General features: G+C 53.3%; 21 protein-coding genes and 1 riboswitch. Of the genes, 3 read left to right on the forward strand and 18 right to left on the reverse strand.

The genetic code is table 11. The features are described 5' to 3' along the window. Positions 1-28 precede the first annotated feature (28 nt). The 3 genes from JCR24_RS03480 to JCR24_RS03490 all read right to left on the reverse strand — a co-directional run bounded on the left by JCR24_RS03480 (position 29) and on the right by JCR24_RS03490 (position 2,806). A complete protein-coding gene (locus tag JCR24_RS03480; RefSeq protein WP_238980090.1) occupies positions 29-613 on the reverse strand; it encodes an ECF transporter S component in 585 nt (194 codons plus the stop codon). Between the two features lie 154 nt (positions 614-767). Then, positions 768-899, reverse strand: a riboswitch (FMN riboswitch). Positions 900-986: 87 nt separating this feature from the next. Further along, positions 987-2,201 carry a threonine synthase gene (locus JCR24_RS03485; RefSeq protein WP_238980091.1) on the reverse strand — a complete coding sequence of 405 codons (1,215 nt, stop codon included), beginning with the start codon at positions 2,199-2,201 and terminating at the stop codon, positions 987-989. A gap of 338 nt (positions 2,202-2,539) precedes the next feature. Then, on the reverse strand, positions 2,540-2,806 hold the full coding sequence (locus tag JCR24_RS03490; protein ID WP_238980092.1) for a hypothetical protein: 267 nt from the start codon (positions 2,804-2,806) through the stop codon (positions 2,540-2,542). 37 nt (positions 2,807-2,843) lie between these two features. Between JCR24_RS03490 and pepT the strand changes: the two genes are divergently transcribed. After that, a complete protein-coding gene (gene pepT, locus JCR24_RS03495; RefSeq protein ID WP_238980093.1) occupies positions 2,844-4,079 on the forward strand; it encodes a peptidase T in 1,236 nt (411 codons plus the stop codon). Between the two features lie 168 nt (positions 4,080-4,247). Here pepT and JCR24_RS03500 read toward each other — a convergent pair whose 3' ends face one another. The 3 genes from JCR24_RS03500 to JCR24_RS03510 all read right to left on the reverse strand — a co-directional run bounded on the left by JCR24_RS03500 (position 4,248) and on the right by JCR24_RS03510 (position 7,104). Then, a complete protein-coding gene (locus JCR24_RS03500) occupies positions 4,248-5,870 on the reverse strand; it encodes a bifunctional metallophosphatase/5'-nucleotidase (protein WP_238980094.1) in 1,623 nt (540 codons plus the stop codon). Between the two features lie 270 nt (positions 5,871-6,140). Next, on the reverse strand, positions 6,141-6,467 hold the full coding sequence (locus JCR24_RS03505; RefSeq protein WP_370643296.1) for a hypothetical protein: 327 nt from the start codon (positions 6,465-6,467) through the stop codon (positions 6,141-6,143). Between the two features lie 211 nt (positions 6,468-6,678). Beyond that, positions 6,679-7,104, reverse strand: a complete 426-nt coding sequence (locus JCR24_RS03510) for an OsmC family protein (protein WP_021322616.1) — start codon at positions 7,102-7,104, stop codon at positions 6,679-6,681. Positions 7,105-7,279: 175 nt separating this feature from the next. Between JCR24_RS03510 and plsY the strand changes: the two genes are divergently transcribed. Together plsY and JCR24_RS03520 are read left to right on the forward strand one after the other, a co-directional pair. Beyond that, the gene (plsY, locus tag JCR24_RS03515) at positions 7,280-7,873 is read left to right on the forward strand and encodes a glycerol-3-phosphate 1-O-acyltransferase PlsY (protein ID WP_094238708.1); all 594 of its coding nucleotides are present in this window, start codon (positions 7,280-7,282) and stop codon (positions 7,871-7,873) included. Between the two features lie 28 nt (positions 7,874-7,901). Continuing rightward, complete coding sequence (locus JCR24_RS03520; RefSeq protein WP_011231259.1) at positions 7,902-9,266, forward strand: RsmF rRNA methyltransferase first C-terminal domain-containing protein; 1,365 nt, start codon at positions 7,902-7,904, stop codon at positions 9,264-9,266. An 88-nt stretch (positions 9,267-9,354) separates the two neighbouring features. Here the strand turns inward: JCR24_RS03520 and JCR24_RS03525 are convergent, their stop codons facing one another. The 12 genes from JCR24_RS03525 to JCR24_RS03580 form a co-directional block, all read right to left on the reverse strand. After that, positions 9,355-9,930, reverse strand: coding sequence for a YpmS family protein (locus JCR24_RS03525; protein WP_011231260.1), 576 nt, complete (start codon positions 9,928-9,930; stop codon positions 9,355-9,357). After that, positions 9,927-10,709 carry an SGNH/GDSL hydrolase family protein gene (locus JCR24_RS03530; protein ID WP_011231261.1) on the reverse strand — a complete coding sequence of 261 codons (783 nt, stop codon included), beginning with the start codon at positions 10,707-10,709 and terminating at the stop codon, positions 9,927-9,929. The genes JCR24_RS03525 and JCR24_RS03530 overlap by 4 nt, the downstream gene beginning before the upstream one ends. 74 nt (positions 10,710-10,783) lie before the next feature. After that, a complete protein-coding gene (locus JCR24_RS03535; RefSeq protein WP_011231262.1) occupies positions 10,784-11,356 on the reverse strand; it encodes an SCO family protein in 573 nt (190 codons plus the stop codon). Between the two features lie 53 nt (positions 11,357-11,409). Continuing rightward, entirely contained in the window at positions 11,410-11,709 is a 300-nt protein-coding gene (locus tag JCR24_RS03540) for a DegV family protein (RefSeq protein ID WP_370643305.1), read from the reverse strand. Between the two features lie 4 nt (positions 11,710-11,713). After that, entirely contained in the window at positions 11,714-11,812 is a 99-nt protein-coding gene (locus JCR24_RS03545; RefSeq protein ID WP_023634460.1) for a DegV family protein, read from the reverse strand. A 175-nt stretch (positions 11,813-11,987) separates the two neighbouring features. Beyond that, positions 11,988-12,239 carry a YpmP family protein gene (locus JCR24_RS03550; protein ID WP_015374891.1) on the reverse strand — a complete coding sequence of 84 codons (252 nt, stop codon included), beginning with the start codon at positions 12,237-12,239 and terminating at the stop codon, positions 11,988-11,990. A 96-nt stretch (positions 12,240-12,335) separates the two neighbouring features. Then, on the reverse strand, positions 12,336-13,607 hold the full coding sequence (gene ilvA / locus JCR24_RS03555; RefSeq protein ID WP_013145299.1) for a threonine ammonia-lyase IlvA: 1,272 nt from the start codon (positions 13,605-13,607) through the stop codon (positions 12,336-12,338). Between the two features lie 315 nt (positions 13,608-13,922). Then, positions 13,923-14,366, reverse strand: a complete 444-nt coding sequence (locus tag JCR24_RS03560; protein ID WP_020755891.1) for a YndM family protein — start codon at positions 14,364-14,366, stop codon at positions 13,923-13,925. A 179-nt stretch (positions 14,367-14,545) separates the two neighbouring features. Further along, positions 14,546-15,040, reverse strand: a complete 495-nt coding sequence (locus tag JCR24_RS03565; protein ID WP_033006160.1) for a dihydrofolate reductase — start codon at positions 15,038-15,040, stop codon at positions 14,546-14,548. A gap of 13 nt (positions 15,041-15,053) precedes the next feature. Further along, the gene (gene thyA, locus JCR24_RS03570; protein ID WP_060788083.1) at positions 15,054-15,848 is read right to left on the reverse strand and encodes a thymidylate synthase; all 795 of its coding nucleotides are present in this window, start codon (positions 15,846-15,848) and stop codon (positions 15,054-15,056) included. A 73-nt stretch (positions 15,849-15,921) separates the two neighbouring features. Continuing rightward, complete coding sequence (locus JCR24_RS03575; RefSeq protein WP_011231269.1) at positions 15,922-16,626, reverse strand: anthrax toxin lethal factor-related metalloendopeptidase; 705 nt, start codon at positions 16,624-16,626, stop codon at positions 15,922-15,924. Between the two features lie 91 nt (positions 16,627-16,717). Next, positions 16,718-17,296: a YpjP family protein gene (locus JCR24_RS03580; RefSeq protein WP_025039120.1), complete on the reverse strand. Its 579-nt coding sequence runs from the start codon at positions 17,294-17,296 to the stop codon at positions 16,718-16,720. Positions 17,297-17,314: the final 18 nt, after the last annotated feature.

The raw sequence follows: 17,314 nt of genomic DNA on the forward strand, positions 1-17,314 counted from the left end.
GTTTTACGCAGAAACCCTCGTTTTTTGGTTATGCCGCCCGGCGAGCGACAGCTTGTTTTTGCAGCCATGGACGAAGGCGCAAAAAGAGAAACATAAACACAACAGCCATGAGCACTCCTTTTGCCGCGTTAAACGGCAAAATGGCCGAAATGACCAATGCTTTTGTTTCTGGCGCACTCATGGCCGGAGCGCCAAGGAAGAGCGTGTACGCCGGCAAAAAGACATAGTAGTTGAGCACGCTCATAGTCAGAGCCATTGTCGCTGTTCCTGCCGCCAGTCCAAGGAACATGCCTTTTTTTGACGCAGCTTTTCGATAAATATAGGAAACAGGCAACATGAATGCCACCCCGGCAGTGAAGTTAGCGATCTGTCCAATTGGAACGCCAGTGGCGCTGCCGACAAGAAAATAGTTCAGCACGTTTTTCAACAGTTCCACAGACACGCCGGCAAGCGGGCCATACAAAAGCGCGGCGACAAGCGCCGGGATGTCGCTGAAATCCATCAGCAAAAAGTTCGGAAATGGCGGAAGCGGAAAATTGAGCATCATGAGCAAGTACGCACCAGCACTCAAGACACTGACAGCCACAAAGGTGCGGATGTTGAGTGATTTCATGCTTGTTCTTCTCTCCTTCTCGTGATCCATCCTCACAAGAAGAAGGCTGCCGAGCGGACGCCAATAAAAAACCCTTAAACCCCAGGAGGCTTAAGGGAGAAAAAAGGGCGAACTCAACTAAACGTCAGGCGCATGAGGCCAAACGCCGGCAAACCTTCATCTTCTCCCATCCAGACTATACTGTCGGCTCCGGACTCGCACCGGATCCTGCCTTGCGGCTCGCGGGCTGAGGGGCGTACGCCCCATCACCGCCGGTCGGGAATTTCACCCTGCCCCGAAGACGAATCGCTTCTCATTTTTAAAATTATTCCGATGATTTTAGTATACAATTCCGTTTTTGATTTGTCTATGATTTTTGCTCTCTCCTTGATGATCACCGGTTCGGAAGCAGATCCCCCGGCTCGAGCACCGACAGGGCGACTTGAACCAAATCGGCGTATTTCAATCCCGTCCCCGTGTTGAGTACGACGACCGTCTCCCCATCGCGAATCCAGCCGCTCTCGCGCAGTTGGCGGGCCGCCGCAAACGCCGCCGCTCCTTCCGGGCAAATGAACGCCCCTTCCAATTTCGCCACCGCCCGCTGTTCCGCCAAAATGTCCTCATCGCTGATCGCAATGGCGCATCCATCCGTTTTATACACTGCCTCAAGCACAAGGAAATCACCGAGCGCTTTCGGCACATTGATGCCAAACGCCACCGTATGGGAATTCGGCCAAAACTCCGATTCGTGTTTTTTCTCCTGCCACGCTTTGACGATCGGCGCACAATGCTCGGCCTGCACAGCGACAAGCCGCGGCATGTGGCCGTTCACCCAGCCGAGCGCCTGCAGTTCTTTGATCGCCTTCCAAATGCCGATGAGTCCGACGCCGCCGCCAGTTGGATACAAAATGACATCCGGAAGCTGCCACGAAAATTGTTCAGCGATCTCGAGCCCCATCGTTTTCTTTCCTTCAATCCGGTACGGTTCTTTCAACGTCGACGCATCGTACCAGCCATATTCGCGGATCGCTTTCGCCACGATTTGCCCAGCATCGCTGATGAGACCGTTGACGAAATACAATTCCGCTCCGGCGATGGCGCATTCCTTTCGCGTCAGTTCCGGCGCATCGACCGGCATGACGACCGTCGCACGGATGCCCGCCCGAGCCGCGTACAGCGACCACGCCGCTCCCGCATTGCCGTTGGTCGGCATCGCAAGCTGTTTGACGCCCAGTTCTTTCGCTTTGGAAACCCCAACCGCCGCCCCGCGGGCTTTAAACGTCCCCGTCGGAATGACTCCCTCGTCTTTCATATAGAGCGAATCAATCCCGATGTTCCGGCCAAGGCGCGGCATCGGCACAAGCGGAGTCATTCCTTCCCCTAAAGAGACGATATGTTCAGGATGTTTCACCGGCAACAGCTCATGATACCGCCATAAGCTCGGTTCGCGTTCCTTGAGCGCTTCCCTCACCACTTCTTGGCGCATCGCCTCCAAATCATAGGCGACTAGAAGCGGCGAACCGCATTCGCAAAGTTGATGGACTTGGTCGACATCATATGTACGTTCACATTTCGGACAATACAGATGGGACACGTAGCTGTATGGCATGGTTTGGCTTCTCCTTTCCGTTTGTTTCATCCACCCAAGGCAGGAAGCACCTGCTTTCACGTTTCTGACGAGGCACCGGCCTTTTCATTATACCATAGCCATTACCGGTATATTTAGAAACCAAGTTGCTTGTTTGTGCATAATCACGTGACACCGGCAAACACTATAGTCGGGAAAATGGCGGACCATGCCAGTAATCGAGCCGGCCATTCATCTAACAAGCATGGCAAGGAGGTCATCACAGTGGACAGAAAAACAAAAGAAAGCTTGAATCATCTTGAGACGAAGACCACGCCAGGAAATCTCGCTGTTCAAAAACAAGCGGAGAGCGAAAAAAATCATAAGGCGCGCGCCCCAAAGATGTAACAGCGGCAAGGCCGATAACGGAAATCATAGAAGCGGTTCCTTCCTGACAGCGAACCGCTTTTTGCGTTGAATGCGCCCGTCCCTTCCCCCTGCGACGCTGGCTCGTCATGAAAGGCTGAGCCTTCTTTTTTGCCGTTTACGTCACTTATGATAAAATAAATATGGAAAACACCGCCTGCTTTTCCACCCCAGTCAGGATAATGAGGGCGAAAGCTGACGTGGAACGAGCCGTACGTCACACGACCTCCATACATAAATAAATGAGGAGATGAACAGATGAAACAAGAACTCATCGAACGCTTCATCCGCTATGCGAAAGTGAACACTCAATCCGATCCAAACAGCCATACGTGCCCCTCGACCCAAGGACAATGGGAGTTGGCGAACATGTTAGTCGAGGAGCTGAAGGCGATCGGGATGGAAGAAGTGACGGTCGATGAAAACGGCTATGTGATGGCGACGTTGCCGGCCAATACGGACAAAAATGTGCCAACGATCGGCTTTTTGGCTCATATGGACACCGCTCCGGAGTTTACGGGAGCCAACGTCAATCCGCAAATCATTGACCAATACGACGGCGGGGACATCGTCTTAAACAAAGAGCAGGGCATCACCCTGTCGCCGAACGATTTCCCGGAGCTCGCCCACTACAAAGGGCATACGCTCATTACGACGGACGGGACGACGCTGCTTGGCGCCGACGATAAAGCAGGGATCGCGGAAATTATGACCGCGATGCACTATCTCATTCAACACCCGGAAATCAAACACGGCAAAGTGCGCGTCGCCTTTACACCGGATGAAGAAATCGGCCGCGGGCCGCACAAGTTTGACGTCGCCAAATTCGGCGCCCAATTTGCCTACACGGTCGACGGCGGGCCGCTCGGCGAGTTGGAATATGAAAGCTTTAACGCGGCGGAAGCGAAAATCACGATCAAAGGAAAAAACGTGCACCCGGGTACGGCGAAAGGAAAAATGATCAATTCGATCAAAATCGCCATGGAATTCCAACAACAGCTACCAGCCGATGAGGCGCCTGAACATACCGAAGGATACGAAGGGTTTTACCATTTGCTTTCGTTCCAAGGCAGTGTAGAGGAAACGAAGCTTCACTACATCATCCGTGACTTTGACCGCGAACAGTTCGAGGCTCGCAAAGCGAAAATGAAAGAGATCGCCGCTTCGCTTGCGCAAAAATATGGAAACGACCGAATCACTCTCGAAATCAACGACCAATATTACAACATGCGCGAAAAAATCGAGCCGGTGCGCCACATTGTTGACATCGCCCACGAAGCGATGACGAACTTGGGCATTGAACCGAAGGTGAAACCGATCCGCGGCGGCACGGACGGGTCGCAGCTGTCCTATATGGGGCTGCCGACGCCGAACATTTTCGCCGGCGGCGAAAACTTCCACGGCCGCTACGAGTACATTTCCGCCGACAATATGGTGAAAGCGGCCGAAGTGATCGTCGAGATCATCAAGCTGTTCGAGCAAAAAGCATCTTAAGCTGCGGAAACACTCGCTTGAACGATCTGTTTTCGGTCATTCAAGCACATGCGGCAGCAAACCCGCCATTCGAAGCGAAGAAAAGGTGTCCCGAGTCTTTTGGGGACACCTTTTTCATTAGATAAGCGACCGTTCGCCCTTCCATCCTTTTTCCTCGGTCAACACCTGTTACGGAAGACGGTTGATCCGCCCCTCAATTCGTGCCGAGAACGGTTGCTCAAGGCCGCGAATGTAGGAGACAAGGGCATCCAAATCGACCGGCCCTACTTCGCGGTTGGTCCCTTGGGTCAACACCGTGAACCCATCGCCGCCGTCGGCGAGGAAGCTGTTGACCGTCACCGTGTACTCGCCGTCCGGGTTCAGCGGTGTGCCATCAGGAAGCTGAATGTCAACGACTTTGTTCCCTGCCGGTCTGCTGGCGCCCCATGTATAACGGAGGCCGGAGATTTGCAGCATGCGCGTTTGGGTTGGCTGCCATTGTTGATTCAAAAGCTGGCGGATTTGCGCGCCGGTAAGCGTCATTTTCACGAGCTGGTTGTTGAACGGCTGAACGTTGTACAATTCGCCCCACGTCACTTCGCCTTGTTCAATATCGGCGCGAATGCCGCCCGGGTTCATAAAGGCAAAATCGGTTTTCATCGCCGCCCGCTGGGCATCGGCGATCAAATTGCCCAAGGCGGACTCGCCGCTTTCGTTTTGTTCATCGGTGATCGTTTCGGCCGCTGTGCCGACGACTTGATTGACAAGCGGCGCCACTTTCGCTTCATATTTTTCGACGAGGGCACGGATTTCCGGGTCCGGAGTGATGCCGTCATGATAGGTCGTCACGATCTCCGCTTTTTTGGCGACGACGTCTTTCGTACGCGGGTCGATTTTCAAATCGACATCCGAAAACGCCGTGCCGTACGAATACGACTGAACGAGCAGCTTGCCGTCCACAACCGCATTTAAATAGGCATGGTTATGACCGGCGAAAATCACATCGACTTCATCATCGACATTTTTGGCGATATCGACAATTTCCCCGCTTGCGTTTGTCCCATCCGGATTGGATACGCCTGGGTTATGGGCGAGAACGACGATCGTTTGCACCCCTTTTTTCTTCAGTTCCCGGACCGCTTTGTTAATCGCTGTTGCCTCATCGATGAACTTGACTCCCGCGACGCCGCTTGGCGTCACAATCGTTGGTGTTTCCGTGAGCGTGACGCCGATCAATCCGATCGGCATGCCGTTGACCCGCTTAATCACATATGGCGGGAGAATCGGCTTTCCCGTTTGCGCATCAACGACGTTGGCGCTCACGTACGGAAAATCTGCTCCGGCGAAATCGCCGGTCGCCGGGTGATATCCGCCATGGATCAAGCGGAGCATTTCCGCTACTCCTTCATCAAACTCATGGTTGCCAAGGGTGCCGACGTCAAAGCCGAGCTTATTGAGCACTTCGATCGTCGGTTCATCTTGCAGCAGCGCTGATACCGGGGGGCTGGCGCCAACCGCATCGCCGGCATGGACGAGCAGCGTGTTTTTGTTTTCCGCCTCCCGCTGTTTCAAATAGGCAGCCAAATAATCAGCCCGTCCGACTTCCCGCCCGCCGACTTTTCTCGTCACATTCAACTGGCCGTGGAAGTCGTTAATGCCTAACAGCTGCACCTCAATATAACGGTGCGAAGAAGCAGGCGGCTTCCCCTTGCTTTTCCCGTTCCCTGCCGCCCCAACTGGAGCCGCGGCCAGCACCGCTGCAGCAGCCAATGCGGATAGCACCCGTCTTCCCCATCGTTTGGAATTCTTCATTCCCGGTTCCCCTTTCTCTCGCCTTCTCGTTCACTCCCATTATATCCTTGCGAGTCCATACAATCATAGAGCAGAAAGGATGATTTTTCTGTAAATATTTTGTAAATTCACAACTGACTGTTGAGAACAACAGAAACAAAAAGACCGCTCGATAGAGTCAAACGCATCTCTTCGGACAGCCTTTCCCTGTTAGCTCGGTGGACAGCCTGTCGTGGGCGAGTGTTCCCAAAAATCTCCCGCCTCGAAGCACAAACGCAGATGCAAGAGCGTTCAACCAACCGCGTTTTTCTTGTTTAACGGAGCAACGCGAATGCCGGTCGTCTCCTCAAAATCGTACAACCCGCCCGGGAGATCGGCAAACCGCTCGAGTTCATTGTAAGCCGGAATGCCGTGGTACGCCATATCGAGTCCTTCTTCTTCCTCACGCTCTGTCGCCCGGAGCCCGACCGTGCTGTCGCACACATTCGCGATGAGCGCACCGCTGACGAAGCCCCAAACGATGACCGTCAACGCGCCAAGCAGTTGGGTGATGAACAACGACGCATGACCGGTCGTCAACAATCCTTGCGTCGAGTCGAACAAGCCGTCGCGTGTCAAGTATGAGGACAACGTTTTTTTGTGCGCTGCCTATCAGACATAACGCGAAGAAAAGCGGGACGGCAAGGCGTCTATCCAAACGGCTGATCGCCGTTATTCGTTCGAACACAAAAAAGGTGTTCCGCCAACGATCGGAACACCTTTTTCATCGTTTTGCCATTCCGTGCTATGCCACGCGAAACAAACATGAACGCCACGTTCTTTTCTTTGGTTAGATCGTCTCCTTCCCGCGCACGCCGTTGATCGAATAGCTCGCCGTAATGGCGGCATTTAACGAATGGGAAACGGAACAATATTTTTCTTTTGACAACCGAATGGCGCGGGCGACTTTGTCTTCCGGCAAATCGCCTTCGAGCGCATAATGAATATGAATGTCGGTAAACCGCTTCGGGTGGTCATCGGCGCGCGTTCCTTCGACTTCCATCGAAAACGCGCGGACGTCAAGCCGCATTTTCCGCAAGATCAAAACGATGTCAATGCCGGTGCAGCCGGCTAAGGCGTGAAGCAACAGCTCCATCGGCCGAGCGCCTGAATCGTTGCCGCCGACGTCTTTCGCGGCGTCGATCGGAATCACCACACCGGAAGCGCTTTGGCCGCTGAATGACATGTTTCCGTTCCATACAACCGTCGTTTTCATCATGGTCGCTCCTTTCTCATCTGTCCGGGGTCGGACGGACGTTCCGACAGCCCGTTTCTTCTTTTCAGTTTAGCGGCTATGTCCTTGAAATGCAAAATTCCTGTCTACCGTTTTCGCTCATGCATGTTAAAATAGAAACATGCACAAACTTGTTGAGTAAAGGGTGTTTGATTCGATGACCGCACTCATTTTGCTTCTTGCTTATCTTCTCGGCTCGATTCCGTTTGGCCTTCTTGTCGGGAAAATCGGCTACGGGATCGACATCCGCGAACATGGAAGCGGCAATCTCGGAGGAACGAACACGTTCCGCGTGCTTGGGGCGAAAGCGGGCACGATCGTCATTGTCGGGGATATGTTGAAAGGAACGCTGGCGGCAAGCTTGCCGATGTTTTTTTCCGTCCCCGTGCATCCGCTTTTGGCCGGAGCGGTGGCAGTCGTCGGCCATATGTATCCGGTGTTCGCCAAGTTCCGCGGCGGCAAGGCGGTGGCGACATCGGGCGGGGTGATGCTGTTTTATTCGCCGTTGTTCTTTTTGTCGCTCATCGCCGTGTTTCTTGTCGTCTTGGCTGTTTCACGCTACGTCTCGCTGTCATCGATGGCCGCGGCGCTGTACGCGGTCGTGTACACCGTCTTTTTCACGGACGACATTCCATTGACGGTGGCAGTGTTGTTGCTGGCTTCGTTTATCTTTTATCGTCATCGCGCCAACATCAAGCGCATCTTGAACAAAACGGAGCCAAAAGTGAAATGGCCAGGCAAACGCTCATGACGACGGACGGAGAAAGGAGTTTGCTGCGTTGAGATTGCCGGAAGCATTTGTCGCGAAAATGAAGAAGCTGCTTGATGAAGAAGCAGACGAGTTTTTCGCTGTTTATGAAAATGAAAAAATCAACGGCTTGCGCGTCAATCCGTTGAAAACCGACCCGGGCGCATGGGCAAAAACGGCGCCCTTTTCCCTTTCCCCGGTGCCGTTTTGCCCGACCGGGTTTTATTATGAGCCGGACGAACAGCCGGGAAAGCATCCGTACCATGCGGCCGGCCTGTATTACATTCAAGAACCGAGCGCGATGGCGGTCGCCGAAGCGCTGCGTCCCGCCCCTGGGGAGAGGGTGCTTGACTTGTGCGCCGCCCCTGGCGGGAAAACGACCCAGCTTGGAGCGATGATGGAAAACAAAGGGCTGCTTGTCGCCAACGAAATCCACCCGAAACGGGTCAAAGCGCTCGCAGAGAACGTCGAACGGTTCGGCTTGACGAACACCGTTGTCGTCAATGAAACTCCCGAGGCGCTTGCCGAGCAGTTTCCGGGCTTTTTTGACAAAATTTTAGTCGACGCCCCCTGTTCCGGCGAAGGAATGTTTCGCAAGGATGAAGAGGCCGCTTCGTTTTGGAGCCCGGCTTATGTGGAAGAATGTGCGGCCAGACAGCGGCGCATTTTGGAAAGCGCCTATGCGATGCTGAAAGAAGGCGGCATTCTCGTCTATTCCACGTGCACGTTCTCTCCGGAGGAAAACGAACAAACGATTGAATGGCTGCTTGAGACGTACGATGACTTGCGGCTGTTGCCGATCGCCAAAGCGGGAGGGCTTGAGCCAGGGCGGCCGGAATGGACGAAAACCAATCGATCCGATCTCGTCCACGCCGCCCGCCTTTGGCCGCACCGTCTGAAAGGGGAAGGGCATTTTGTCGCCAAGCTGCAAAAGCAGCGCTCCACCCCGCCTTGGCAGGGGCGACGGGCAAAAGCGAACGCGCCAAAAGCCGCGATCCGCCTGTATCGCCAGTTTGAACAAGAGGCATTGTGGACAGAGCGAGACGGCACGTTCGTGTCATTTGGCGCCCATTTGACTGTGTTGCCCGAGCGTTGCCCGGATTTGTCCGGTTTGAAAATCGTCCGCGCCGGGTTGCACTTAGGGGATGTGAAAAAAGAGCGGTTTGAGCCGAACCATGCCCTTGCCTTGGCGCTGCGGACAGAGGAAGCGAAACATGTGCTTGACCTATCGAGCGCAAGCCGCGAAATCGTCCAATATTGGCGCGGCGAGACGCTTTCCACCGGCGGCGACCGCGGTTGGCTGCTTGTGGCCGTGGATGGATTTCCGTTCGCCTGGGGGAAAGAAGTGAAAGGAACGGTGAAAAACTTTTATCCAAAAGGGCTGCGCCTCGTCTAAAACGTCGGAAAAGCAGATGGCAAAGGAGCTCCCAATCGCAAAAAAGGGGCTGACCCAAAACGCGGGTGCGTTTTAGGTCAGCCCTTTTTTACTGGTGCTGCTTCGTCGGAATTGTTAAGGTAAACACGATCTCATCGGCGGCCAAATCGATTTTTTTTGCCGCCACTTGATAGCCGTTGCCAAAGCGAATGTCCGTGAGCGCGACGTAGACGCGGGTGTGCTCCGGGTCAATCGCCACTTCATCCGGCAGCGGGGCGTGCTTTTGCAAGTAGCGAAGCACATACGTCACTGGCAGCTTCCAGTCGCCGAGCGAAATCGTCGGCTCCGTGAGCTCGACATTCCCTCCTTTGATTACTTTGGGCACAAACGAGACGACAAGTTCGACCGAGCGGCCTAAAATGGGGATTTCGCTTGAAACATAGACGCGATCGGCGAGCCAAACGCGGTATTGCAGCGGATGGCCTTTCGTTTTTTCTGCCAAATAGTCGTTCATGACGGCGTTCAAATGCTCCTTCTTCGAGTATACTGTAAACGAAGCTCCCTCCACATTTGGGCGCGCCGGCCGCTTCACCGGTGAAGTGGGTTCGAACAGCCAGGCGACAGTCCAAACAAGAACCGCGGCGTTGACAGCCGCCAACATCCAAAACGCTCGTTTCCAATTCATTGCAATAAGCTCCCTACCCACCACTCTTTTTGTTGATCTAACGCTTCATGCACTCGCATGGCCATCTGTTCGTATCCTGCGGCATTCGGATGAAATTCGTCGCGATGAAGCAATTCGTCGCGGTCGATGAAGATGTCTTGAATATCAACGAAAATCGTTCGGTCATAACGGGAAAGCACCGCCTGGCTTGCCTTGTTCCACTCGGTAATGACATCATTGATTTCCGGAATATTCGGCAACGTCGTGGAAAACGGATTGTATAGACCCACAAGCACAATGACCGCATCCGGATTGATCGTGCGAAGCGAGATCAATAGATGATCCAGTCGGTCGGCAAATATTTCCGTGGCTTGCTGAAACCGCTGGCGCGACAAGTCTAAAAAGTGCGAGCGGACGACATTCATCACATCGTTGCCGCCAATGGTGATCAAGATCATATCAGCCCGCCCGAGCTCCGCTTGATGGGCGTGAATGACTGGTTCCAATTCAGCGATGCGCCGTCCGCGTTTCCCGAAATTCGCTACGGTGACTGTCCGCACCCCGTCTTCTGCCGAAAGGAGCGGGACAAGGCGGCCGACATACCCGCCTTTCCTTTCGCCGTCCCCCACTCCTTCCGTCAACGAATCGCCTAAAGCGACCAAATGTATATCTTTCGGAAGCGGCTTTGCTTCCGTCTGCTTGACGGCGGCTTCATGCGGGCGCTCCGGCTTTCCGCCCGCCGAAAGCGACACGCATCCGGCGAGCAGCCAGCAGCACAACAACCATCCCCACCGTCTCATTGTTTGACACCTGCCTTTTGCCGCAACAAGGGGAAAGACGAAAAGAAGGCAAAAAGGCGGTAGCCGTTTTTGCCTCATTGCGACGACTGCACGATTTTGATATGCTCTAAAATTGTTTCGTATGGCACATCTTGCACGCCGCTGTACGTCTGAACCACTTTTCCGTCTGGCCCGACCAAATAAAAACTGGTGCCATGCACGACTTGGTCGTCATTGGCCGGCTTTTGCACGATCGTTTTAAAGCTTTTTTGCGCCAACTCGCTGATCTCGGCCGGGCTGTATCCAGTCAGCAAATGCCAGTTTGCTAGATCATCTGTAAATTGCTTCGCATACGCCGCCAGTTTTTCCGGCGTGTCGACTTCCGGGTCGACGCTGAAGGAGACAAACTCGACATCCAGTCCTTCTTTCTTTGCCATTTGCTTTAGCTTGGCCATATGGGCCGTCATCGGCGGACAAACCGTTTCGCAATTTGTAAAAATAAAATCGGCGACCCACACTTTTCCTTTCAAGTCGCGAAGTCCAAACGGCTGACCAGACTGATCGACAAACGTAAAGTCCTCAACCGGCCAGTTTTTGGCGTCCGGAATCGTTTTTCCGCACGCCGCCAGCAAAAGAACAACGAGAAAAAGTGCGATTCGTTTCCACATCGATAGGTCCTTCCTTTTCGACCAAAATATGTTGATGCCGCCAATAACGGCGTTTATTCATCAAGCGGCGCTTCCTCGGCGTAGTACATGAGCGCCAGCGCCCCGGGACCGGTGTGAATGGAAATGACCGGCGTTGTTTCAACGATGTCAATCGGCGAATAGCCGATGATGTCTGTCACCGCTTCCTTGAGCCGCTCCGCCCACCGAGGAGCATCGGCATGGGCGATGGCGATTTTCTCTACCCGTTTGGCCCCTTGTTCCTCGACAAGACGGCCCGCCAAATGGGACACCGCTTGCGAAAAGCTGCGAACCTGGGCAACCGGCGTATACAGCCCGTCAACCAGAGCGGCGATCGGCTTATGTCAAATGAAGCGGAACGACTTCAACGCCGTGCTCGGCAAGCACCGAAAACGGCACATCGACCGTTGAGTCGGTTACAATTTTGATTGGTTTCATTCGCTCACTCCTAATACTGATGATCTCGTTTCCATTATATAATGAAACCGGCAAAAATCCTACCTAAAAACGTCCATGAGCAAGCTCGGCTCATCCCCAAGCAGGAACATCGCCCATTATGAACGATACCGGCAGAAAAAAAGTTGTTTTGCCGCCAAGGGCAAAACAACAACAGTCATGCATTATGCTTTAACGCCGTTTCTTTAAAGATCTGTTCATATACAGGCCATTTCAGCACTTTCTTCAAATGTTCGCGGAACGAATACACAGAACGGCTCGTTCTCGATCGGTACACCTTTGCAATAAACGCCTCCAAGCGCAGTTGGATCATGAATCGGTATGTGTTCTCTTCCTCCAATACAGGAATTTCGATAATCTTGACCTTCTGTCCATATGCGTTTTTGAACTCGAGGCTTTTGAATAGCAAAATATCAATCCTCTTTTTCACCGATTTACTTTTATTATACACCAATCCGGTGAAAAAGTATGTCGGAATGCGGCGAATTTGTTCCGACTTTTTTCGTCAAATCAATAGATGGAACAAGTTCGGGTCTTTGTTGACCTCTTGGAACGGGAAGCCTTTTTTCTTCATCCGCTCGATGAGCGGCGCGTAGTCTTCGCGCCGTTTCAGCTCGATGCCCACAAGCGCCGGTCCGCTTTCTTTGTTGTTTTTCTTCGTGTATTCAAACCGGGTGATGTCATCGGTCGGCCCAAGCACTTCATCCAAAAACTCACGCAACGCCCCAGCCCGCTGCGGGAAGTTGACGATGAAATAGTGCTGCAGTCCTTCGTAAATCATCGAACGCTCTTTGATTTCCTGCATCCGGTCGATGTCGTTGTTGCCGCCGCTTATGACGCAGACGACTGTTTTGCCTCGGATTTGTTCCTTGTAAAAATCAAGCGCGGCGATCGGCAGCGCCCCTGCCGGTTCAGCGACAATGGCGTTTTCGTTGTACAGCTCCAAAATCGTCGTGCATACTTTTCCTTCCGGAACGACGACGATGTCATCAAGCACCCCGCGGCATAAGGCGAACGTCTTTTCCCCGACCGTCTTGACGGCAGCGCCGTCAACGAACTTGTCGATTTCATCGAGCGTCACCACATGTCCGTGCTCGAGCGCCGCTTTCATCGATGGGGCGCCAGCCGGCTCGACCCCGATGACTTTGGTGGACGGAGAAATGCTTTTCACATACGTCCCTAGTCCGGCCATCAATCCCCCGCCGCCGATGCTGGCGAACAAAAAGTCGATCGGTTCATCGCAGTCGTTGAGCACCTCGACGCCAATCGTCCCCTGTCCGGCGATGACGTATTCATCATCAAACGGATGGATGAACGTCCGCCCTTCCGCCTCGGCGCACTTCACCGCTTCGTTGTATGAATCGTCAAACGTGTCGCCGACAAGCACGATCTCGACCATGTCTTTGCCAAACAGCTGCACTTGCGACACTTTTTGCCGAGGCGTCGTCGCCGGCATATAAATTTTCCCATGCACGCCAAGCGCCCGGCATGAATAGGCCACCCCTTGGGCATGGTTGCCGGCGCTGGCACATACCACCCCGTTTCTCCGCTCCTCATCGGTTAAATGCTTCATCCGGTTGTACGCCCCGCGCAGCTTAAACGAACGCACGACTTGCAAATCCTCGCGCTTTAAGTAGACATTGCACTCGTAGCGCTCGGATAACAGCGGATTTTTTTGCAGCGGCGTATGGAAAACAACATCCTTCAGCGTATGATACGCGATCAAAATGTCCTCGACGTATACCGCCCCTTGCTTTCGTTTCAGCTGTTGTTCCATGCTCTCGTTCCCTTTCTTTTCTAAGTTGTCTTTGATTTGTAGATTATATCACAAATCCGCAAAAAGAAAAGGGAATTTTCGAAAAGTTTTTGAGTGAAGATGGGCTGGCTCGCGATCATCGCGATTATCCCGCTTTACCGGACGCTTCCGCCGACCGGATTCACGCTTTTGGACTGACGCCATCCGATGAGCGCCGTCCTTCCTGCTCGAAACCTCTCTCTAGCCGTCCTGCCAGACGGCAACGCGGCGAATTGTGCAGCATATGTACGGCGAACTACTTCTTCATGCGCAAGCGGACAGAAAAAACGACCGGCGCTATGCCCGGTCGTCCTCTTTTTTGAACTCTTCTTCCTCGGCAAATTCCGTCGCCCATCTTCCTTCATCATACCAGCGGTGCGCTTCTTCCCTTCTTGCTTCTTCGTGCACATGGTTTTCCATATACAAATGGAAAAACGCTTCAACCGCCCCGATCGCCAAGGAGCTGAAAAACGCGCCGTATGCCATGTTGACGGACGGGGCAATGAGGGCAAAGCTGACCGGCCAAATAAGCAAAAAGGAAAGCGGCACGTCAAGAGCGGCAGCGACAAAATGGCCGACGCGCGGCAACACGAACAGATCGCCGATCATATAAGAAACAAGCGCCGTCACGATCGTCATGAGTGAAATCAAGGAAAGCGGGGCATCGAAGATCGTAAACATCGAAAACAAGACGACGCTCCAAGCAGCGAGCTTGACGACAAACGGAACGATATGTTTCATCGTCTTCCTCCATTTCCATTGTGGTTCTATTGATTATCGTTCCTTTTTCGCCCCGCTTCTATGCAGAAACACGTTTTCAAAATGTTCGGATCTCAAACAAAAAGACGCCCCGTTTTGGGGTCGTCTTCGCAAACGTTTCGTACGCCAACGACAAACGCATATCCATGCCCGTGTCCCATCTATTTCGCCTTTTTCCGCTCATAAATGATAAAGGCGTGTTCATACGGATTCTTTTCATCTTTCCCTCCTGGCGTATAGGAAACGATTTCCCATTCATCGTCAGAAATGGGCGGATAAAACGTATCGCCGGGGAAGGAAGCAAAAATTTTTGTCACATACAGCCGGTCGACAATCGGCATCGTCGCCCGAAACAGTTCGGCCCCGCCGATGATAAACACTTCATCAGCGCGCGATGCGATCCATTGCTTGACTGCCTCGAGCGAATGAAGCACAAGGCAGCCTTCCGGGCGAAACGAGCGGTTGCGCGTGACAACGACGTTATCGCGGCCGGGAAGCGGCCGACCGATCGCTTCAAACGTCTTGCGCCCCATCACGATGGCATGGCCCATTGTCACCCGTTTAAAATACGCCAAATCGGCCGGCAAATGCCAAGGCAAGCGGTTGTCTTTGCCGATCACCCGGTTTTCATCCATTGCCACAATGTGCGAAATCATCGCGTCCTCTCCTTTACACAGCCACCGGTGCTTTAATCGTCGGATGCGGGTTGTAGCCGACAATTTCAAAATCGTCGTATTCGTAATCGAAAATGGACGGCGGCTTCCGTTTGATCACGAGCTTCGGCAGCGGGCGCGGCTCGCGCGTCAGCTGCAGTTTCGCCTGTTCGAGATGATTTTTGTACAAATGGACATCACCGCCGGTGAAAATGAGTTCGCCGACATCGAGATCGCATTGCTGGGCGATCATATGCGTCAACAGCGCGTAGCTGGCAATGTTAAACGGCAGCCCTAAAAACGTATCAACGGAGCGCTGCTGCCACATGCACGACAACCGACCGTTCGCGACATAAAACTGAAAGGCATAATGGCACGGCGGCAGCTTCATCTCGTCTAATTCCGCCACGTTCCAAGCGCTCACAAGCAGCCGGCGTGAATTCGGATTTCGTTTGATCTCCTCGACGACCCACGCGATCTGGTCGATTGTTTTCCCGTCCGCCCCTTTCCATGAGCGCCATTGCGCGCCGTAAATCGGGCCGAGATCACCGTTTTCGTCCGCCCACTCGTCCCAAATCGTCACGCCATTCTCCTGCAAATAGCGGACGTTCGTATCGCCTTTTAAAAACCAAAGCAGTTCATAAATGATGGAGCGGATATGCAATTTTTTCGTTGTCACGAGCGGAAATCCATCTTGCAAGTTGAAGCGGAGCTGGCGGCCGAACACCGACAGCGTGCCGATGCCCGTGCGGTCTTCTTTTTCGACGCCGTTTTCCAAAATATCCTCCAAAAGCTGCAAATATTGCCGCAATGTTCTCACCTCACGCTCTATCATACCATAAAGCAACGCATGGTGAACCACTTGTCCATAAAAAACGAGCCTTTTACGAGGCCCGTTCCGCCAATCCGCGGATCAACGCATATGTTCTCGGCGCTGCCGCCCGCAACGTTTGCCGCGTCTTGTCGCTTGCATAATAATAGGCAAACGACTCGGCAAAATACTCTTCCGGATAAGTCAAAAAATAATATTCGCCGGGAAAGAGCCGCGGCGCCTCCTCCCGCCAAATCGCTTGAAATTCGTCCGTTTCATGAATGCGGTCAAATACGATGTAATCGAGCGAATGAGCAAACTCATGCAGCTCCAAATTGACCGAGCCATGCCCTTTTCCTTTTTCGCTATGGCCGAGGCGGACAAGCACTAAATGCGACCCACCGATGCCCGGCACGTCATCCCATGTTTTCGAACCCGGCATATAACCGCGCGGCGTTTTTCCGCGCAAATGGCGGGCCGTCGGCTCATCGGTGATCGGGCCGGTCAACAGTTGGATGTAAATATGGTGGTCCGCCGCCTGCTCTAAAATCGTGCGATCAATGCGGGCGAGCGTCCGGATCATTTCATTCGCTTCAGAGGCGGAAAACTCCGTCTCCGGCACGATGATGATGCGGCCAAGCACATCATGAGACGGAACACCCCTAAGACCAAGGCTGCTTTCTTCAAGCAGCACGCCATGGGCAGCCGGATACGGTGAGAACGATAGAAGCGGAACGGCGAACAGCGCCGCCAACAAACTAGTGAACAGCCGTTTCATCGTGGTTCCCCCGCTTCTTTCAATCTATGAAAATCATATCATAGAACGAAGCGGGAAAAAACGCGCAAAATCAGGAAAGAACCGTAGGCGATTATGTACGCCAGTTCGGCGGCGTATTTTTTGACCAGTAGATTTTCCCGAGTTCATGATGGGCTTGAAACCCATCATCGCATGTATGATAGTGAAACTGAAACCAATATCCGTCTTGCGGCGGATGTTCGCGGCGGACGTGGAAGCGAATGACATCTTCTCCCGTATCGGCGCGGTAAATATGGAAAATGCGTTCTCCTTGCCCGCCAGACGGATTTTCCGAAACAGCCAAATAGCGGAGCTCCTCTTCCGGATAACGATCGGCAAGCTCGGCGATCACTTCTTCCATGCGCGGCAAAATGACGGCGCGAAACTCATCTTCAATGACCGGAGCGATTTTGCGGCCGAATTTTTCATGGGACTGGGCAACGGCCTTTTCCATCGTCCGCTCAATGAATTGAGCTCGCGTCAACGAAACCGCTTCCTCGGCACGACTTGTTGGACTGTGCTGCCAGTCGGAAGACGATGCATCATCTGACGGCGGATCTTTGGCCGCGAGCAGCGAAGCGGGCGGTGTGACGAGTCCAAACGTGCAGACGGTAATGGCGGCAACAAGCGTTTTTCGAAGCCAAGACGGCAGCTTCATCGCCTTCACCTC

The sequence above is a fragment of the Geobacillus sp. YHL genome (assembly GCF_022341265.1).
Lineage (GTDB): Bacteria > Bacillota > Bacilli > Bacillales > Anoxybacillaceae > Geobacillus > Geobacillus thermoleovorans.

Excerpts from the sequence above, each read along its gene's own strand:
- JCR24_RS03575 (WP_011231269.1), bottom strand. The coding sequence starts at position 16,626 with ATGAAACGGCTGTTCACTAGTTTGTTGGCGGCGCTGTTCGCCGTTCCG.
- ilvA (WP_013145299.1), bottom strand. The coding sequence starts at position 13,607 with ATGGAACAACAGCTGAAACGAAAGCAAGGGGCGGTATACGTCGAGGAC.
- JCR24_RS03545 (WP_023634460.1), bottom strand. The coding sequence starts at position 11,812 with ATGAAACCAATCAAAATTGTAACCGACTCAACGGTCGATGTGCCGTTT.
- JCR24_RS03510 (WP_021322616.1), bottom strand. The coding sequence starts at position 7,104 with ATGAAAACGACGGTTGTATGGAACGGAAACATGTCATTCAGCGGCCAA.
- pepT (WP_238980093.1), top strand. The coding sequence starts at position 2,844 with ATGAAACAAGAACTCATCGAACGCTTCATCCGCTATGCGAAAGTGAAC.
- JCR24_RS03525 (WP_011231260.1), bottom strand. The coding sequence starts at position 9,930 with ATGAATTGGAAACGAGCGTTTTGGATGTTGGCGGCTGTCAACGCCGCG.
- JCR24_RS03530 (WP_011231261.1), bottom strand. The coding sequence starts at position 10,709 with ATGAGACGGTGGGGATGGTTGTTGTGCTGCTGGCTGCTCGCCGGATGC.
- plsY (WP_094238708.1), top strand. The coding sequence starts at position 7,280 with ATGACCGCACTCATTTTGCTTCTTGCTTATCTTCTCGGCTCGATTCCG.
- JCR24_RS03500 (WP_238980094.1), bottom strand. The coding sequence starts at position 5,870 with ATGAAGAATTCCAAACGATGGGGAAGACGGGTGCTATCCGCATTGGCT.
- JCR24_RS03535 (WP_011231262.1), bottom strand. The coding sequence starts at position 11,356 with ATGTGGAAACGAATCGCACTTTTTCTCGTTGTTCTTTTGCTGGCGGCG.
- JCR24_RS03485 (WP_238980091.1), bottom strand. The coding sequence starts at position 2,201 with ATGCCATACAGCTACGTGTCCCATCTGTATTGTCCGAAATGTGAACGT.
- JCR24_RS03565 (WP_033006160.1), bottom strand. The coding sequence starts at position 15,040 with ATGATTTCGCACATTGTGGCAATGGATGAAAACCGGGTGATCGGCAAA.
- JCR24_RS03480 (WP_238980090.1), bottom strand. The coding sequence starts at position 613 with ATGAAATCACTCAACATCCGCACCTTTGTGGCTGTCAGTGTCTTGAGT.
- JCR24_RS03560 (WP_020755891.1), bottom strand. The coding sequence starts at position 14,366 with ATGAAACATATCGTTCCGTTTGTCGTCAAGCTCGCTGCTTGGAGCGTC.